The sequence below is a fragment of the Citrobacter sp. Cpo045 genome (genome assembly GCF_030332875.1).
Lineage (GTDB): Bacteria > Pseudomonadota > Gammaproteobacteria > Enterobacterales > Enterobacteriaceae > Citrobacter > Citrobacter portucalensis.
The window spans coordinates 454,759-472,762 of the sequence record NZ_JAOWGZ010000107.1; the positions used below are offsets into that span (position 1 = coordinate 454,759).

The 18,004-nt window shown below is 52.2% G+C and carries 15 protein-coding genes; 8 read left to right on the forward strand and 7 right to left on the reverse strand.

Going from position 1 to position 18,004, the window contains the following annotated elements:
- Positions 1-66: 66 nt before the first annotated feature.
- The 3 genes from mnmG to asnC all read right to left on the reverse strand — a co-directional run bounded on the left by mnmG (position 67) and on the right by asnC (position 3,325).
- Positions 67-1,956: a tRNA uridine-5-carboxymethylaminomethyl(34) synthesis enzyme MnmG gene (gene mnmG, locus OGY13_RS24020; RefSeq protein ID WP_003827014.1), complete on the reverse strand. Its 1,890-nt coding sequence runs from the start codon at positions 1,954-1,956 to the stop codon at positions 67-69.
- 372 nt (positions 1,957-2,328) lie between these two features.
- Complete coding sequence (mioC, locus tag OGY13_RS24025; RefSeq protein WP_003827013.1) at positions 2,329-2,778, reverse strand: FMN-binding protein MioC; 450 nt, start codon at positions 2,776-2,778, stop codon at positions 2,329-2,331.
- Between the two features lie 88 nt (positions 2,779-2,866).
- Positions 2,867-3,325 (reverse strand): transcriptional regulator AsnC, encoded by a 459-nt coding sequence (gene asnC, locus OGY13_RS24030; protein ID WP_003023780.1) that lies wholly within the window; start codon positions 3,323-3,325, stop codon positions 2,867-2,869.
- Positions 3,326-3,476: 151 nt separating this feature from the next.
- On the opposite strand from asnC, the gene asnA reads away from it, so the two are divergent.
- Complete coding sequence (gene asnA, locus OGY13_RS24035; RefSeq protein WP_003827009.1) at positions 3,477-4,469, forward strand: aspartate--ammonia ligase; 993 nt, start codon at positions 3,477-3,479, stop codon at positions 4,467-4,469.
- Between the two features lie 3 nt (positions 4,470-4,472).
- Here asnA and viaA read toward each other — a convergent pair whose 3' ends face one another.
- Both viaA and ravA read right to left on the reverse strand, forming a co-directional pair.
- Positions 4,473-5,924 carry an ATPase RavA stimulator ViaA gene (gene viaA, locus OGY13_RS24040; protein ID WP_003827006.1) on the reverse strand — a complete coding sequence of 484 codons (1,452 nt, stop codon included), beginning with the start codon at positions 5,922-5,924 and terminating at the stop codon, positions 4,473-4,475.
- Positions 5,918-7,414, reverse strand: a complete 1,497-nt coding sequence (ravA, locus tag OGY13_RS24045; RefSeq protein ID WP_020996042.1) for an ATPase RavA — start codon at positions 7,412-7,414, stop codon at positions 5,918-5,920. The genes viaA and ravA overlap by 7 nt, the downstream gene beginning before the upstream one ends.
- A gap of 329 nt (positions 7,415-7,743) precedes the next feature.
- On the opposite strand from ravA, the gene kup reads away from it, so the two are divergent.
- The 7 genes from kup (at position 7,744) to rbsR (ending at position 15,690) form a co-directional block, all read left to right on the forward strand.
- A complete protein-coding gene (gene kup, locus OGY13_RS24050; protein WP_003827003.1) occupies positions 7,744-9,612 on the forward strand; it encodes a low affinity potassium transporter Kup in 1,869 nt (622 codons plus the stop codon).
- A gap of 192 nt (positions 9,613-9,804) precedes the next feature.
- The gene (gene rbsD, locus OGY13_RS24055) at positions 9,805-10,224 is read left to right on the forward strand and encodes a D-ribose pyranase (protein ID WP_003827001.1); all 420 of its coding nucleotides are present in this window, start codon (positions 9,805-9,807) and stop codon (positions 10,222-10,224) included.
- Positions 10,225-10,231: 7 nt separating this feature from the next.
- Positions 10,232-11,737 carry a ribose ABC transporter ATP-binding protein RbsA gene (rbsA, locus tag OGY13_RS24060; RefSeq protein WP_003023764.1) on the forward strand — a complete coding sequence of 502 codons (1,506 nt, stop codon included), beginning with the start codon at positions 10,232-10,234 and terminating at the stop codon, positions 11,735-11,737.
- Positions 11,738-11,742: 5 nt separating this feature from the next.
- Entirely contained in the window at positions 11,743-12,708 is a 966-nt protein-coding gene (gene rbsC / locus OGY13_RS24065) for a ribose ABC transporter permease (RefSeq protein WP_003826999.1), read from the forward strand.
- Positions 12,709-12,732: 24 nt separating this feature from the next.
- Positions 12,733-13,623 (forward strand): ribose ABC transporter substrate-binding protein RbsB, encoded by an 891-nt coding sequence (gene rbsB / locus OGY13_RS24070; protein ID WP_003023760.1) that lies wholly within the window; start codon positions 12,733-12,735, stop codon positions 13,621-13,623.
- 141 nt (positions 13,624-13,764) lie between these two features.
- Complete coding sequence (gene rbsK / locus OGY13_RS24075) at positions 13,765-14,694, forward strand: ribokinase (protein ID WP_008786556.1); 930 nt, start codon at positions 13,765-13,767, stop codon at positions 14,692-14,694.
- Between the two features lie 3 nt (positions 14,695-14,697).
- Entirely contained in the window at positions 14,698-15,690 is a 993-nt protein-coding gene (gene rbsR / locus OGY13_RS24080) for a ribose operon transcriptional repressor RbsR (protein ID WP_003023757.1), read from the forward strand.
- Here the strand turns inward: rbsR and mdtD are convergent.
- Entirely contained in the window at positions 15,656-17,083 is a 1,428-nt protein-coding gene (gene mdtD, locus OGY13_RS24085; protein ID WP_213752177.1) for a multidrug transporter subunit MdtD, read from the reverse strand. The genes rbsR and mdtD overlap by 35 nt on opposite strands.
- Before the next feature lies 1 nt (position 17,084).
- A complete protein-coding gene (locus tag OGY13_RS24090; protein WP_100271716.1) occupies positions 17,085-17,789 on the reverse strand; it encodes a FadR/GntR family transcriptional regulator in 705 nt (234 codons plus the stop codon).
- Between the last annotated feature and the right edge of the window lie 215 nt (positions 17,790-18,004).

The window sequence follows — 18,004 nt, forward strand, 5'->3', positions numbered from 1 at the left end:
TTTCGCTTATCGGGCCTACAAATTTGTACGGCGGGCAAGCGAAGCGCCCCCGCCAAAATAGTGTTATCAAGCGCTGCGGCGCAGCATACCTTGTTTTTTCAGCCATACCAGCAGAATGGAGATGGCGGCAGGCGTTATGCCGGAAATACGCGATGCCTGACCGATCGAAACGGGTTTGTGATCGTTCAGCTTAGCGATAACTTCATTCGACAAGCCAGAGACCTGACGATAATCCAGCGTTGCAGGCAACAGGGTGTTTTCATTGCGCTGTTGCCTTTCAATTTCTTCCAGCTGACGGGCAATATACCCTTCGTATTTCACCTGAATCTCAACCTGTTCTGCGGCCTGAGCATCATCAAGCGCGGGTGCGAACGCAGATAAAGAGGTCAACTGAGCATAGGTCATATCCGGGCGACGCAGCAGATCTTCACCGCTCGCTTCACGTGACAGAGGTGTAGCCAGGTGAGCATTCACTTCTGCTGCGGACTCCGCTAATGGATTCACCCAGGTTGATTTAAGACGTTGGCGTTCCTGTTCGATACGCTCCAGTTTCTCGTTGAAGCGAGCCCAGCGCTCATCGTCCACCAGACCCAGTTCACGACCAATTTCGGTCAGACGCAGGTCGGCGTTATCTTCACGCAGCATCAAACGGTATTCAGCGCGAGATGTGAACATACGGTACGGTTCTTTGGTGCCCAGCGTACACAGGTCGTCCACCAGCACGCCAAGATAAGCCTGATCGCGACGCGGTGCCCAACCTTCTTTTTCAGCAGACAAACGTGCGGCGTTCAGACCAGCCAGCATGCCTTGTGCGGCGGCTTCTTCATAACCGGTTGTACCGTTAATCTGGCCCGCAAAGAACAGACCCTGGATGAATTTGCTTTCCAGAGTAGGTTTCAGGTCGCGCGGATCGAAGAAATCATACTCAATCGCGTAGCCAGGGCGGACGATTCTGGCATTTTCCATCCCCTGCATGGAGCGGACAATTTGCATCTGCACATCGAACGGCAGGCTGGTGGAGATGCCATTCGGGTAAATTTCGTTAGAGGTCAGTCCTTCCGGTTCGAGGAAGATCTGATGCTGGTTACGATCGGCAAAGCGCATCACTTTGTCTTCGATCGACGGGCAGTAGCGTGGGCCGATACCTTCGATCACGCCAGCGTACATTGGGCTACGATCAAGGTTATTGCGGATCACGTCATGGGTTTTCTCATTGGTATGCGTGATGTAACACGGCATCTGGCGCGGATGTTGAGAAGCATCGCCCAGGAATGAGAAGACCGGCATCGGGTTATCGCTGTTTTGCTGGCCGAGCACGCTGAAATCAATCGTGCGCGCATCGATACGCGGCGGTGTACCGGTTTTCAGGCGGCTGACGCGCAGCGGCAGTTCACGCAGACGGCGTGACAGCGGGATGGACGGCGGATCGCCAGCGCGGCCACCGCTGTAGTTATCCAGGCCAATATGAATTTTGCCGTCGAGGAAAGTCCCCACGGTTAATACGACCGCTTTGGCACGGAACTTCAGTCCCATTTGGGTTACTGCTCCCACAACGCGATCGTTTTCGACAATCAGATCTTCAACCGCCTGCTGGAAGATCATCAGGTTAGGTTGATTCTCCAGCGCAGTGCGTACCGCCTGGCGATAGAGCACACGATCGGCCTGAGCTCGGGTAGCGCGAACGGCTGGCCCTTTGCTTGCGTTTAGTATCCTAAACTGGATACCCGCGTGGTCGATCGCTTTTGCCATCAACCCACCAAGCGCATCCACTTCTTTTACCAGGTGTCCCTTCCCAATACCGCCGATCGCCGGGTTGCAGCTCATCTGCCCCAGAGTGTCGATATTGTGTGTCAAAAGCAGAGTCTGTTGACCCATTCGCGCCGCGGCCATTGCGGCCTCGGTGCCTGCATGACCCCCGCCAATGATGATGACGTCAAAAGGATCCTGATAAAACATGGTAATTGCCTCGCATAACGCGGTGTGAAAATGGATTGAAGCCCGGGCCGTGGATTCTACTCAACTTTAGTCGATGGAGAAAGACCTGGGATCCTGGGTATTAAAAAGAAGATCTTTTTATTTAGAGATCTGTTTTATTGTGATCTCTTATTAGGATCGCACCTTTCTGTGGATAAGGACGATCCTTTAAGTAAGATCAACAGGTTGCTGAGGATCATTAGCTGTGAATGATCGGTGATCCTGGTCCGTATAAGCTGGGATCAGAATGAAGGGTTATACACAACTCAAAAACTGAACAACGGTTGTTCTTGGGATAACTACCGGTTGATCCAAGCTTTTAACCAGAGTTATCCACATAAAAAAGTACGATCTTTACAAATCTCTGAGCAACGGATGCCACGATCCCAGCCAAATTTCAGCCGGATCTTCCGGAATTTCATGTTCCAGTACGTTGATCCTGAGTGTTTCGCCGATCTGTTTTGCCCCACAGGCCTTCAATTCGGCTTCCAGCTTGTCGATTGCGCCGCAAAAGGTGTCATATTCACGACTGCCGATCCCGATTGCACCAAAGCGCACTTGTGACAGGTCCGGCTTTTGCTCGCGTAACGCATCATATAAAGGCTGCAGGTTGTCAGGAATATCTCCCGCACCGTGCGTGGAGCTGATAATCAGCCAGATCCCGTCAGTCGGAACCTCTTCAAGCATTGGCCCATGCAGTATTTCGCTGGAAAAACCCGCGTCGTCCAGCTTTTCAGCCAGATGCTCTGCTACATATTCCGCACTGCCAAGCGTACTACCGCTGATAAGAGTGATGTCTGCCATGATCGCCCACCTTTATAAAGAGGGCGTATTGTACGCTGTGAGCGAGCTGGGATCTACCTGTGGAAAACCAGGGTATTAAAAAAAGCGATCACGGCTTGATGGTACGCATGATCGGGTTTTGCAGGACGATCAGCGTTTCCGTGGACTGAATTTCGTCAATTGTTTGGATCTTGTTGATAAGTACCTGCTGCAATGCGTCGATCGACTTGCACATCACCTTAATAAAGATGCTGTAGTGCCCGGTGGTGTAATATGCTTCGGTCACTTCATCGAGGCTTTCCAGTCTGGCCAGCGCTGACGGATAGTCTTTCGCACTTTTCAGGATTATGCCGATAAAGCAGCCGACGTCATAACCCAATTGTTTGGGACTAACATCAATCCGCGCGCCGGTAATAATCCCAGCCTGCTTCATCTTTTCTACGCGAACGTGAATTGTTCCTGGGCTGACGCCGAACTGTTTGGCTAATTCTGCGTAGGCGGTACGAGCATTTTCCATTAAGGCGTCAAGAATGCCGCGGTCCAGATTGTCGATCTGATAATTTTCCATAGGTTTTTCTTATGTAGATTAATGATTCACTCTATTTTAGACGTGATTTTTAACGAATCAAAATCGAAGTCGGCTTTTTGCTTGTTGATTATTGAATATTACCTCCATTCTGTTGCTTAATCATAGGCAACAGGACACAGGAGTACACATAATGAAAACCGCTTACATTGCCAAACAACGTCAAATTAGCTTCGTAAAATCTCATTTTTCTCGCCAGCTGGAAGAGCGTTTAGGCCTGATCGAAGTTCAGGCGCCGATCCTCAGTCGCGTTGGAGATGGCACGCAGGATAACTTGTCGGGCTGCGAAAAAGCGGTGCAGGTGAAGGTTAAAGCATTGCCAGACGCTCAATTCGAAGTGGTTCATTCACTGGCGAAGTGGAAGCGTCAAACGTTAGGACAACACGACTTTAGCGCAGGCGAGGGGCTGTACACGCACATGAAAGCCCTACGTCCCGATGAAGATCGCCTCTCCCCGCTGCACTCAGTGTACGTTGACCAGTGGGACTGGGAGCGCGTGATGGGCGACGGTGAGCGTCAATTCTCCACTCTGAAAAGCACGGTAGAGGCTATCTGGGCGGGAATTAAGGCCACCGAAGCTGCGGTTAGCAAAGAGTTTGGTCTGGCACCGTTCCTGCCAGAGCAGATCCACTTTGTTCATAGCCAGGAGCTGTTATCTCGTTATCCGGATCTTGATGCAAAAGGTCGTGAACGTGCGATCGCTAAAGAGCTGGGTGCGGTATTCCTGGTGGGGATCGGCGGTAAGCTCAGTGACGGTCACCGTCATGACGTACGTGCGCCCGATTATGATGACTGGAGTTCAGCGTCCGAGCTGGGTCATGCCGGTCTGAACGGTGATATTCTGGTCTGGAACCCGGTTCTGGAAGATGCGTTTGAGCTGTCTTCTATGGGGATTCGTGTGGATGCTGACGCCCTGAAACACCAGCTGTCTCTGACCGGTGATGAAGATCGCCTGAGTCTGGAGTGGCACCAGGCGCTGCTGCGCGGTGAAATGCCGCAGACAATTGGTGGCGGCATTGGGCAGTCGCGTCTGACCATGCTGTTGCTGCAATTACCGCACATTGGTCAGGTTCAGTGTGGCGTATGGCCGGCCCAGGTACGTGAAAGCGTCGCATCTCTGCTGTAACAATTAACGCCGCCAGCGTCTGAGCAGGCGGCTTCGCATCCCGGTATCAAAGCGCCAGATATGATCGAAAATGCGCATGATGCCGGGTTTGCCATGTGCTGACATCGCCACCGCGTGAAAACGGTGCTGGTGTACCCGCTGTAATTCCCCTACTTTGCTGACGACCTCATCGGGCAATCGCTGAGCGATAAAATCTGAGATCACCACCGCATCTGCATCAAACCATTCCCGACCCTGCATGCGCTCAATTATGGCGCGAAAACAGCTGGCAATATCAGTGCCGCCACGAAAGCGCTGACTTAAAAAGCGGATCGCCTGTTCGATGCCCTCCGGACCGGAAAGCTCATAGCGCACCACTTCTGTTGAAAACAGCATAATGAAACAGCGCCGGTTATCGGCAAGGGCAACGCGCATTAGCGCCAGGCAAAAGGCTTTCGCACACTGCTCATTAAATCCGCCCATCGATCCCGAGGTATCAACGCAGACGATAAAAGGCCCGCGCGGCTGCTCGTCAAAATCCTGATGCACCACCGGACGTTCCGTTACTTTCTCACGCCATGCTTCGCCGTGCAGGCGGTAGGTGAGCAGTTGCTTTTCCACCAGCCGTCGGTAGAACTCGTATTCCAGTTCGGTAATGCCCAGCGTGGCCAGCTCTGGTGGTAGCAGGCGCAGGATATCGTCACTTTGCTGGATGCCATCCACCTGCTCCGGGACGGTTGCCGGTTCGCGCACCAGGGTACGGAAGGTTTCCATTGGCGCATCTTTACGCGGCACGGATTTCGCCTCTCTGGAACGACCTAACTGCTCGGCCAAGCGCTGGAGTTCGGGTTGTTGCGTCAGAAATTCGCCGTATTTCACCATCAACTGATAATCACCGCGCTTGATTTGGCCCGCGCTCATATCCCACAACCGGCCTGCTGCGTTGTCATTTTCTGCCAGTACAGGTTCCAGTTGCCCGCTGAGGGTCATACGTTCCTGTACTTCACTGAGCAAATGCTCGCGCTCTTCTTCCAGTAGTTGCTGATTCAGCGTTGTGGTTTGCACCACCAGGCTCAGGCGCCAGCGCTGGAGAAAAAGCGTATGTAGGGCAGGCGTAAAGGTGCTGTTGTCATTGACCAGTTGCTGCGCTTGCCCGGCCCAAGGCGAATGGAGGCGGTGCAATAGCGATAATATTTGCGGTAGCTGAACGATAAACTGCGCATGAGAGAGGAGCTGGCTTTGTTGATAGCACATAACCTCCTCCATCAGCTCCGGCGGTACATGGGTATCTTTGAGGCGGCTACGCAATGATTCACGCCAGCGGGGAATGTCGTCAGTGATCGCTTTTTTAAGGCGAGGAAATTTTTTAAAAAATACCACCATCTTTGGGGAAGCCAGCAGGGCGACGATCATCTCTTCGATCATCGCCTCTTCGCTGACTGCCAGCATGATGTTGAGCGTATCAAGGGTCAGCATTGTTGCGCCTGGCGGATTTGCGCCCCGACATCCTGCAGGCTGGCCTCAATGCGGCCTAACCAGTCGCTATGAATAAACAGGCATTTTTGCTGTTCGCTGAATGCGCTGTGCTGCTGATGCCACTCGTTATCGAGCGCCTCAAGCTCCTGTTTTATCTCTGCGGGCATACTCTCTTGCGAAGCACCCGGCAGCGCCAGGCGAGAACCTTGTAAACTGACATCGCGTACAACCAGATGCTGTGCGCTATCGACTTCCATATTCAGCGTTTGGGCAAAGCCGATCCCGTTTAGTTTTCCGCGGATCTCCCCGCCTTTTGTTAGCCACAGTTCCAGCGCGCCACGTTCGAAAGCTATATGGATAACCTCCATATCATGCAGTTTTAAAGGCTTTTGCAGCAGTAATGTCACGACAGAAGACGAGGCTTCTGGCGGTAAATCATAATGAGGACGACGGCTGAACATTCCGCCCTGGCGGATCACCGTGAACGCCGTTTTGTCACTTTGCTGCTGCTGGAGCTGAATGCGACGCTGCACAATGCTGCCCAGGCGCGTCAGCATGGCTTGCTGTTGCCAGGCGTGTCCGGTCATCAATATTTCAAGCTGCTGTTGCATCAGATTCAGGCTTTGCGCGTCGTACCACAGGCAATCTTTCAGCAGGATCAGGTCGATAGGTACTACCGCATCGCGTCCGCTAAAGAAAGCGCTGGCCTGGAGTAAGCGGATCGCTTTTTTCCAGCGACGATCGGACACATAAGGAGCATTCGGTAACACGTCCAACTGTTGGCGCAGCGTGAAAATGAGCTCAAACACGCGATCGGGAAGCTTGATCGCACCAATGTCTTTTTGCCACTGGTGATACTCTTCATCCGTCACCTGCAATGATGCCGGGACCGGATTGTCGCTTTCATCCTGCTGACTTAACAGCATGGAGCGGAAATTGGCCTTGTCCTGAACTTTATCCAGCCACAGACGAATCAGCATACGGTCGTACAGCGCTTCCAGGCTGCTGTCGGCTTCAGGCAGTTCGTTGGAAGCCGCCACCAGCAGACGCATCGGAATTTTTTCTTCATACGCGCCGTTACGGAAGTGACGTTCGTTAATGGCGGTCAACAGGGTGTTAAGAATTGCCGGGCCTGCTTTCCAGATTTCATCGAGAAAAACGATTTCAGCTTCAGGAAGATAGCCCGCCGTTAAGCGTTCATAGCGACCTTCGTCTTTTAACGCCTGAATGGACAGCGGACCAAACACCTCTTCGGGCGTAGAGAAGCGCGTCATCAGGTATTCAAAAGCGCGTGCGTTTTGGAAGGCAAACTTCAGTCGGCGGGCAATTAAGCTTTTTGCGATCCCCGGGGGACCTAATAAGAAAACGCTCTCGCCGCTGAGTGCTGCCAGCAGACACAGACGAATGGCGTGGCTACGTTCATAAAGTCCCTTTTCCAGCGCATTGCTCAGACGGGAAATTCTTTCCGCTAATAAATGTGGGTGAGCCATAATGAAGTGGCGTCCTTTCGCCAAATGTACTGCATAAACTGCGAGTATAGATGCTTCACACCATTGCAGTAATAGACTGAAGGTGCGCTTATTTTTCTTTGAGCCAGATTAATCTGGTCTCATTTAGGGGTACGATTTTGTGATTAATCGTGCATACTGTGCGCCTTTTTGTGGGCCAAGGGACGACGCACACATTTCTTATATATACACCAAATCAATCAAGCTGCACCAAGGCGGCAATGGAGTTTTCTTCTGGGATGGGGGGAATAACGAATGCAGCCCACACGGAGTGACTTGAAAGATGATGTGTATAAACGAAAGACGAGTCTATGAGCACTGATAATAAACAATCATTGTCTGCGATTACCCTTGCGGCCATTGGGGTTGTCTACGGTGATATTGGTACCAGCCCACTTTATACGCTTCGTGAATGTTTGTCCGGCCAGTTTGGTTTTGGCGTTGAACGTGATGCCGTATTTGGTTTTCTCTCGCTGATTTTCTGGCTGCTGATCTTTGTTGTCTCCATTAAATACCTGACGTTTGTCATGCGCGCAGATAACGCCGGAGAAGGCGGGATCCTGACGCTGATGTCATTGGCCGGGCGCAATACCTCGGCGCGAACAACCTCCATGCTGGTCATTATGGGATTGATAGGCGGCAGCTTCTTCTATGGTGAAGTGGTGATTACGCCAGCCATTTCGGTGATGTCTGCAATTGAAGGTCTGGAGATAGTTGCCCCGCAACTGGATACCTGGATTGTTCCGCTCTCAATAATTGTGCTGACCCTGCTGTTTTTGATTCAAAAACACGGTACCGGCATGGTCGGTAAGCTGTTTGCGCCGATTATGCTGCTATGGTTCCTGACGCTCGCGGTATTAGGTGTGCGCAGTATTATTGGCAATCCGGAAGTGCTGCAGGCGCTCAATCCGTATTGGGCGGTGCATTTCTTCCTCGAATTCAAAACGCTGTCCTTTATCGCGCTGGGTGCGGTGGTGCTGTCGATTACCGGTGTTGAAGCGCTGTATGCGGATATGGGCCACTTCGGTAAATTGCCGATTCGTCTGGCATGGTTCTCCGTGGTATTGCCTTCACTGGTGCTGAACTATTTTGGGCAGGGCGCGTTGCTGTTAAAGCATCCTGAAGCGATCAAAAACCCGTTTTTCCTGCTGGCGCCGGACTGGGCATTAATTCCATTGTTGATCCTCGCCGCGCTGGCAACGGTCATCGCCTCTCAGGCGGTTATCTCCGGCGTCTTCTCGCTGACGCGTCAGGCCGTACGTCTGGGGTATTTATCGCCGATGCGTATCATCCATACCTCGGAAATGGAATCGGGCCAGATTTACATTCCTTTCGTTAACTGGATGCTCTATTTTGCGGTAGTTATCGTGATAGTGAGCTTTGAACACTCCAGTAACCTTGCCGCGGCGTATGGGATTGCGGTAACGGGGACGATGGTACTGACTTCAATTCTGTCGACCACCGTGGCGCGCAAAAACTGGCACTGGAATAAATACTTCGTCTTCCTGATCCTGGTGGCGTTCTTGTGCGTCGATGTTCCGCTGTTCTCCGCGAACCTCGATAAGCTTATTTCCGGCGGTTGGCTGCCACTGACGCTGGGTCTGGTGATGTTCACCATCATGACCACCTGGAAAAGCGAACGCTTCCGTCTGCTGCGTCGCATGCATGAGCACGGTAACTCTCTGGAGGCGATGATTGCTTCTCTGGAGAAATCGCCACCGGTACGCGTGCCGGGAACGGCGGTGTATATGTCCCGCGCACTGAACGTCATCCCGTTTGCGCTTCTGCATAACCTCAAGCATAACAAGGTGCTGCATGAGCGCGTTATTCTGCTGACGCTGCGCACGGAAGATGCGCCCTATGTTCACAACGTGCGTAGAGTGCAGATTGAGCAGTTATCGCCCACCTTCTGGCGCGTGGTGGCCAGCTACGGTTGGCGCGAAACGCCGAACGTGGAGGAAGTGTTCCATCGCTGCGGTCTGGAAGGCTTAAGCTGTCGGATGATGGAAACGTCCTTCTTCATGTCGCATGAGTCGTTGATTGTAGGCAAGCGGCCATGGTACCTGCGTCTGCGCGGCAAGCTGTATCTGCTGCTACAGCGCAACGCGCTGCGCGCGCCGGACCAGTTTGAAATCCCACCGAACCGGGTTATTGAACTTGGTACTCAGGTAGAGATTTAATCTCATCGACGCCCTCTTTCATCGCGAAAGGGGGCGTTTTGTTTTGCCCCTCTCAGTTTTCATTTCATCAAATGATAATCCTTGCGAAACGTTTCGATGGCGATCACATTTTCGTAACGTCGCGGTGGTTTTCTGTCCACTCTTCGCACTACACTTATCTCCAGCGAAACGTTTCGCTAGTGGGGAAAGAAAATGAAGAAAGGCACGGTACTCAACTCTGAAATTTCAACGGTGATCTCCCGTCTGGGGCATACCGATACGCTGGTGGTGTGTGATGCAGGTTTACCCATCCCGAACAGCACAACGCGTATTGATATGGCATTAACCCAGGGCGTACCTTCTTTTATGCAGGTACTGGATGTGGTCACACGTGAAATGCAGGTCGAGGCAGCCATTCTCGCGTCGGAAATTAAACAACATAATCCGCAACTCCACGAAACGTTGCTCAGCCACATTGAGCAACTGCAACAACACCAGGGAAACACCATAGAAATTCGTTACACCACGCATGAACAATTCAAAAAACAAACCGCAGACAGTCAGGCGGTAATTCGCAGCGGAGAATGTTCTCCGTATGCGAATATCATTCTCTGTGCTGGCGTCACGTTCTGAGGCCATCATGAACGCATTACTGCAACTCAAAGGGATCGATAAAGCGTTCCCGGGCGTAAAAGCGCTATCCGGCGCCGCGCTGAATGTCTACCCTGGCCGCGTAATGGCGCTGGTGGGCGAAAACGGCGCGGGCAAATCCACCATGATGAAAGTGCTGACCGGGATCTATACCCGTGATGCCGGTTCTTTATTGTGGCTGGGGAAAGAGACCACCTTTAACGGCCCGAAATCCTCCCAGGAAGCCGGAATCGGTATCATCCACCAGGAGCTGAACCTGATCCCGCAACTCACTATCGCCGAGAACATTTTTCTTGGCCGTGAGTTTGTGAATCGCTTTGGCAAAATTGACTGGAAGAAGATGTACGCCGAAGCCGATCTGCTGCTCGCCAAACTGAATCTGCGCTTTAAAAGCGACAGACTGGTTGGTGAGCTGTCGATTGGCGATCAGCAGATGGTCGAAATTGCCAAAGTGCTGAGCTTTGAATCGAAGGTCATCATTATGGATGAACCGACGGATGCCCTCACCGACACTGAAACCGAATCCCTGTTCCGCGTCATCCGCGAACTGAAATCCCAGGGACGCGGCATTGTCTATATTTCTCACCGTATGAAAGAGATCTTCGAGATTTGCGACGACGTAACCGTCTTCCGTGACGGGCAGTTTATTGCTGAACGTGAAGTTGCCTCGCTGACTGAAGACTCGCTGATTGAAATGATGGTGGGACGTAAGCTGGAAGATCAGTACCCGCGCCTGGAAAAAGCGCCGGGTGATATTCGCCTGAAGGTCGATAACCTGTGCGGTCCTGGCGTAAACGATGTTTCGTTCACGCTGCGTAAAGGCGAGATCCTTGGCGTATCCGGGCTGATGGGGGCCGGACGTACCGAACTGATGAAAGTGTTGTACGGCGCATTGCCGCGCACCAGCGGTTACGTCACGCTTGATGGCCATGAAGTGGTTACCCGTTCGCCGCAGGATGGGTTGGCTAACGGCATCGTCTATATTTCTGAAGACCGTAAACGCGATGGCTTAGTGCTGGGCATGTCGGTGAAAGAGAACATGTCACTGACCGCGCTGCGTTATTTCAGCCGCGCCGGTGGAAGCCTGAAACATAAAGATGAGCAGCAGGCGGTGGGTGATTTTATTCGTCTGTTCAATGTTAAAACACCATCAATGGAACAGGCTATCGGCCTGCTTTCCGGTGGTAACCAGCAGAAAGTGGCGATTGCGCGCGGTCTGATGACCCGGCCAAAAGTGCTGATCCTTGATGAACCAACGCGCGGCGTTGACGTTGGAGCCAAGAAAGAAATCTATCAGCTTATCAACCAGTTTAAGGCTGACGGGCTGAGTATCATTCTGGTCTCCTCTGAGATGCCAGAAGTATTGGGCATGAGCGATCGAATTATCGTTATGCATGAAGGGCATCTCGGCGGTGAGTTCACTCGCGAGCAGGCCACTCAGGAAGTATTAATGGCTGCCGCTGTGGGCAAGCTTAATCGCGTGAATCAGGAGTAAAAAAGATGACTACCCAGGCTGTTTCTGGTCGCCGTTATTTCACTAAAGCATGGCTTCTGGAGCAAAAGTCGCTCATCGCTCTGTTAGTGCTGATCGCGATTGTTTCCACCATGAGCCCTAACTTTTTTACCGTTAATAACCTGTTCAATATTCTCCAGCAAACGTCGGTGAACGCCATCATGGCCGTTGGCATGACGCTGGTTATCCTGACGTCAGGTATCGATCTGTCCGTCGGTTCCTTGCTGGCGCTTACCGGCGCGGTTGCGGCTTCAATTGTAGGGATTGAGGTCAATGCGCTGGTGGCTGTTGCTGCAGCCCTGGCGCTCGGCGCTGCCATTGGCGCAGTCACCGGGGTGATTGTTGCGAAAGGCCGGGTGCAGGCGTTTATTGCAACGCTGGTGATGATGCTGCTGCTGCGCGGCGTGACCATGGTGTACACCAACGGCAGTCCGGTTAATACCGGGTTTACTGACAATGCCGATCTGTTTGGCTGGTTTGGTATTGGTCGTCCGTTAGGCATCCCTACGCCAGTGTGGATCATGGGGATTGTCTTCCTCGCGGCGTGGTACATGCTGCACCACACTCGTCTGGGCCGTTATATCTACGCGCTGGGCGGTAACGAAGCGGCAACGCGTTTGTCTGGTATCAGCGTCAGTAAAATCAAAATTATCGTTTACTCACTGTGCGGTCTGCTGGCATCTCTGGCGGGCATCATTGAAGTCGCGCGCCTCTCCTCTGCGCAACCAACAGCAGGTACTGGCTATGAGCTGGATGCTATCGCAGCGGTGGTGTTAGGCGGTACCAGCCTGGCGGGTGGTAAAGGACGTATTGTTGGGACGCTGATCGGCGCATTGATTCTTGGTTTCCTCAATAATGGTTTGAATTTGTTAGGTGTATCCTCCTATTACCAGATGATCGTCAAAGCGGTGGTGATTTTGCTGGCGGTACTGGTAGACAACAAAAAGCAGTAACAACGATTACAGGACATCTTAAATATGAACATGAAAAAACTGGCTACCCTGGTTTCTGCTGTTGCGCTGAGCGCCACCGTGAGCGCGAATGCGATGGCGAAAGATACCATTGCGCTGGTGGTCTCCACCCTCAACAACCCGTTCTTTGTTTCTCTGAAGGATGGGGCGCAAAAAGAGGCGGATAAGCTGGGTTACAACCTGGTGATTCTGGACTCGCAGAACAACCCGGCGAAAGAGCTGGCTAACGTTCAGGACTTAACGGTTCGTGGAACTAAAATTCTGCTGATCAACCCGACTGACTCTGATGCCGTTGGTAATGCTGTGAAGATGGCTAACCAGGCAAAAATTCCGGTTATTACCCTTGACCGTGTTGCCTCCAAAGGCGAAGTGGTAAGCCACATCGCGTCTGATAACGTGTTGGGTGGCAAAATTGCGGGTGATTACATCGCGAAGAAAGCAGGTGAAGGCGCGAAAGTTATCGAACTGCAAGGGATTGCCGGAACTTCAGCGGCGCGTGAGCGTGGCGAAGGTTTCCAGCAGGCCGTTGCGGCACACAAATTTAACGTATTGGCCAGCCAGCCGGCAGACTTCGACCGCACCAAAGGTCTGAACGTCATGCAGAACCTGCTGACCGCGCATCCAGATGTGCAGGCCGTATTTGCCCAGAACGATGAAATGGCGCTGGGTGCGCTGCGCGCACTGCAAACCGCGGGTAAATCTGATGTGATGGTGGTTGGATTTGACGGCACTCCAGATGGCGAAAAAGCAGTAAATGATGGCAAACTGGCTGCGACCATTGCTCAGTTGCCGGATCAGATCGGCGCGAAAGGCGTTGAGACTGCGGATAAAGTCCTGAAAGGCGAGAAGGTTCAGGCTAAATATCCGGTTGACCTGAAGCTGGTCATCAAGCAGTAATACCGATTCAGGTCGCTCGCGGCCTGATGGAGACATAAATACGCCATCCCCGTATCTGATTTTGGGGATGAAAGCGTAAAAAGAAAAGCAGGGCACGCGCCACCCTAACCCGGTGGCGCACTTTGACTTGGAACACCAAATATGAAAACCGCAGGCAACCTCGTTGTTCTTGGCAGTATCAATGCCGATCACATCCTTAACCTTAACTCTTTCCCGACACCTGGTGAAACCGTAACAGGTAGCCATTATCAGGTCGCATTTGGCGGTAAAGGCGCGAATCAGGCTGTTGCTGCGGGTCGTAGTGGCGCGAATATCGCATTCATTGCCTGTACGGGCGATGATGATATTGGCGAAAGTGTGCGTAAACAGTTAGCCAAAGACAACATCGATATTGCGCCGATTAGCGTAATTTCGGGGGAATCGACCGGTGTGGCGTTGATTTTTGTGAATGGTGAAGGTGAGAACGTTATCGGCATTCACGCCGGTGCAAACGCAGCTCTTTCGCCAGCGCTGGTGGAAGCACAGCGCGATCGCATTGCGCAGGCCTCCGCCTTACTGATGCAGTTAGAATCGCCGATCGAAAGCGTACTGACTGCAGCAAAGATTGCACATCAAAATAAGACCATGGTCGCCCTGAACCCGGCACCGGCTCGTGAACTTTCTGATGAACTGCTGGCGCTGGTGGATATTATTACCCCGAATGAAACCGAGGCTGAAAAGCTGACGGGGATCCGGGTCGAAAATGATGAAGACGCGGCCAAAGCGGCGCAGGCATTGCACGCTAAAGGTATCCATACTGTACTGATTACTTTAGGTAGTCGTGGTGTGTGGGCCAGCGTTAATGGTGAAGGTCAGCGTGTGCCCGGTTTTAAAGTGGAAGCCGTTGATACTATTGCCGCTGGAGACACCTTTAATGGCGCGTTAATTACAGCGTTGCTGGAAGAGACTCCGCTGCCTGAAGCGATCCGTTTTGCGCATGCCGCTGCGGCGATTGCGGTTACCCGTAAAGGCGCACAGCCTTCCGTTCCGTGGCGCGAAGAAATAGAAGCGTTTTTAAGTCAACAGAGGTAACGCTTGGCTACAATGAAGGACGTCGCCCGCCTGGCGGGTGTTTCCACGTCGACGGTTTCTCACGTCATTAATAAAGATCGCTTTGTCAGTGAGTCCGTCACTGACAAAGTAGAAGCTGCAATTAAAGCGCTTAACTACGCGCCCTCCGCACTGGCGCGTAGCCTTAAGCTAAACCAGACCCGCACGATTGGCATGTTAATCACTGCCAGTACCAATCCCTTCTATTCTGAACTAGTGCGCGGCGTTGAACGTAGCTGTTTTGAGCGCGGCTACAGCCTGGTGCTGTGCAATACCGAAGGCGATGAACAGCGCATGAACCGTAACCTGGAAACCTTGATGCAAAAACGTGTGGACGGCTTGTTGCTGCTCTGCACCGAAACACATCAGCCTTCCAGAGAGATAATGCAGCGTTATCCTTCTATACCGACCGTGATGATGGACTGGTCGCCTTTTGATGGTGAAAGCGATCTGATTCAGGATAACTCCTTGCTGGGCGGTGATTTAGCCACGCAACATCTTATCGAAAAAGGTTTTACGCGCATTGCCTGCATCACCGGGCCGCTGGATAAAACCCCGGCGCGTTTGCGTCTGGAAGGATATCGGGCAGCAATGAAGCGGGCGGGGTTGCCTGTCCCGGAAGGCTATGAGATTACCGGTGACTTTGAGTTCGGCGGCGGCTTTGAAGCTATGCAAACGTTGCTGTCGCATAAACAGCGACCGCAGGCCGTTTTTACCGGCAATGATGCAATGGCAGTTGGCGCGTATCAGGCTCTGTACCAGTCAGGATTGCGCATTCCGCAGGATATGGCTGTGGTGGGTTACGATGATATCGAGCTGGCGCGCTATATGACGCCGCCCCTGACGACCATCCACCAACCAAAAGATGAATTGGGCGAACTGGCCATCGATGTATTAATTCACCGGATGGCGCAGCCCGCATTACAGCAACAGCGTTTGCAGCTTACTCCTGTTCTGATGGAGCGGGGGTCGGTTTAGGTTTGTGCCGATCTTTGATCAGGTTACGTCCATCTTTGGCTTTTAGCAGCATGAACATCAGCGCGGATATTACCGTGATAGCGCCCATCGTCATAAAGGTGTAGTGGAACTGTTCGACCGTATTGGTTCCTTCCATACCTTCATAGATACGCAGAACGGCGGCGCTGATGGCAACCCCTAAACTGATTGATAACTGCTGAGTAACGGCCAATACGCTGTTGCCGCTGCTGGCGTTTTCATCGGTCAGATCCGCCAGAGTGATGGTATTCATTGAAGTAAACTGGGTGGACATCGCCATACCTAAAATGAACAACGGCAGGATTAGCATCCAGATCGGCATGGCAGGAGATTGCAAAGCGAACTGCGCAATCATCAGGCCGATAAATACCGTAACACCCACCAATGTGGTCCTGTAGCCGAGTTTGCGCAGTACCTGCGTCACCATGGATTTTGCCAGAATTGAACCCAACGCTGTTGGCGCCATCATGCAGCCGGCTATCAGAGCCGGATATCCAAATCCTACCTGCAACATCAGCGGCATTAAGAAGGGCACACAGCCTGTACCCAGGCGAGTGGCGAGGTTTCCGGCGATCCCAACAGAAAAGGTCCGAGTCTTAAATATCGGAAGCGATATCAGCGGCGTTGGGTGGCGACGCGCATGGAGAATATAGGCGAGTAGTAACAACACACTGGCAAGAATAATACCGAGTGCGACCCAGGTCTCGACAAGCTTCTCACCGAACAATTCAACGCCGCTGGAAAACAACACCAGGCTCAAACCAAACAGAAAGAAACCGGTCATATCAAAACCGCGGCGTGGCGTGGTGAAGTTCGGCATATATTTGCGGGCATAGAAGATACCGGCAATGCCAATTGGAATATTAATCAGGAAGATCCAGTGCCAACTGGCCCATGTAACCAGTACACCGCCCAATACCGGACCTAAAATCGGCCCCACAAGTCCTGGCATGGTGACGAAGTTAAGCACGGGAAGCAGTTCGCTGCGGGGGTAAGCACGCAATAACGCCAGACGGGCAACGGGCATCATCATGGCGCCACCGATCCCCTGAATGACACGGAAAATCACCAGCTCGCTTAAGGAACTGGACAGCGCACAGGCCAGCGATCCCAACGTAAACAGGCTAACGGCAATCATAAAGACGCGTCGGGTACCAAATCGGTCTGCCAGCCAACCACTTACCGGGATCAGCATCGCGACAGTCAGGGTATAGCTGATAATGGCCGACTGCATGGCGAGTGGAGAGCGGTTAAGACTATGTGCTATTGCGGGTAGGGCGGTATTGAGGATCGTGGCGTCTAGTGCCTGCATAAAAAAGGCCATGGCTGCTATCCACGGTAGCCCGGCCATACTGCGTGATTTCTTTTCTGACATATTATTTATCCGGTAGCACGTTCGGTGCTATCAGCAATGCCTGACAGGCAGCAAAGGCGCGATCGCCATCGTTATCATCTATTGCGTCGACAATGGCCTGGTGCAAATCCAGTTTCACCACATCGTTATAGGTAATAGAGGTAAAGTAGGTCTGGTAAACCGAATGGAACAGAGATGCAAAGGAAATAAGGAACGGATTCGCACTCATTTCATAGATGTGCTCATGCCAGGCGATATCAACCTCAATCCAGCGTTCGCGTCTGAAGTTTCTTTTCAGCTCAACCATCTCTTCCATCAGCGTGTTGAGGTGCGCTTTCTGTTCAACCGTACCTATGGTCGCTGCCAGTAAGCACGCCTGAGGCTCCAGGCTGATACGCATCACCAGAAAATGTTTAATGACCTGCGGGAAATTATCTTCTGTCATCCACCAGGTGAGCAGCTCCTGGTCAAGGAAGTTCCAGTTTGCTTGCGGCATGACGCGTGTACCAATACGTGGGCGCGGTAATACCATACCTTTTGCCGTTAATGTTTTTACTGCCTCTCTTACCGCGGTGCGACTCACGCCAAACTGATCGCCCAGCTCTATTTCGCCAGGCAATATCGCACCCGGTGCGTATTCACCTTTTAATATTCGCTGAGCCAGCTTTTCGGCCAGAACGTAGGACAAGTTTTTCTGTGCGGCTAGCTGTTGGGCATTTAACGGCATGAATGTTCTTCCTTACTCTTTTTCTTATTCATTAGTATGCCACCTGGAAGTGTGATTGCGGCTGCAAAAACGGCAATTTGCTTATTTTATGGCATGTTAATGGTTGTTTTGGTGAAAAAACACGCACTCGGAAAGTTATTTTAAATTTCCCCTTGTCAGCCTGAAATAACTCCCTATAATGCGCCTCCACTGACACGGAACAACGGATTACAAGC

Excerpts from the sequence above, each read along its gene's own strand:
- mnmG (WP_003827014.1), bottom strand. The coding sequence starts at position 1,956 with ATGTTTTATCAGGATCCTTTTGACGTCATCATCATTGGCGGGGGTCAT.
- mioC (WP_003827013.1), bottom strand. The coding sequence starts at position 2,778 with ATGGCAGACATCACTCTTATCAGCGGTAGTACGCTTGGCAGTGCGGAA.
- asnC (WP_003023780.1), bottom strand. The coding sequence starts at position 3,325 with ATGGAAAATTATCAGATCGACAATCTGGACCGCGGCATTCTTGACGCC.
- asnA (WP_003827009.1), top strand. The coding sequence starts at position 3,477 with ATGAAAACCGCTTACATTGCCAAACAACGTCAAATTAGCTTCGTAAAA.
- viaA (WP_003827006.1), bottom strand. The coding sequence starts at position 5,924 with ATGCTGACCCTTGATACGCTCAACATCATGCTGGCAGTCAGCGAAGAG.
- ravA (WP_020996042.1), bottom strand. The coding sequence starts at position 7,414 with ATGGCTCACCCACATTTATTAGCGGAAAGAATTTCCCGTCTGAGCAAT.
- kup (WP_003827003.1), top strand. The coding sequence starts at position 7,744 with ATGAGCACTGATAATAAACAATCATTGTCTGCGATTACCCTTGCGGCC.
- rbsD (WP_003827001.1), top strand. The coding sequence starts at position 9,805 with ATGAAGAAAGGCACGGTACTCAACTCTGAAATTTCAACGGTGATCTCC.
- rbsA (WP_003023764.1), top strand. The coding sequence starts at position 10,232 with ATGAACGCATTACTGCAACTCAAAGGGATCGATAAAGCGTTCCCGGGC.
- rbsC (WP_003826999.1), top strand. The coding sequence starts at position 11,743 with ATGACTACCCAGGCTGTTTCTGGTCGCCGTTATTTCACTAAAGCATGG.
- rbsB (WP_003023760.1), top strand. The coding sequence starts at position 12,733 with ATGAACATGAAAAAACTGGCTACCCTGGTTTCTGCTGTTGCGCTGAGC.
- rbsK (WP_008786556.1), top strand. The coding sequence starts at position 13,765 with ATGAAAACCGCAGGCAACCTCGTTGTTCTTGGCAGTATCAATGCCGAT.
- mdtD (WP_213752177.1), bottom strand. The coding sequence starts at position 17,083 with ATGTCAGAAAAGAAATCACGCAGTATGGCCGGGCTACCGTGGATAGCA.
- OGY13_RS24090 (WP_100271716.1), bottom strand. The coding sequence starts at position 17,789 with ATGCCGTTAAATGCCCAACAGCTAGCCGCACAGAAAAACTTGTCCTAC.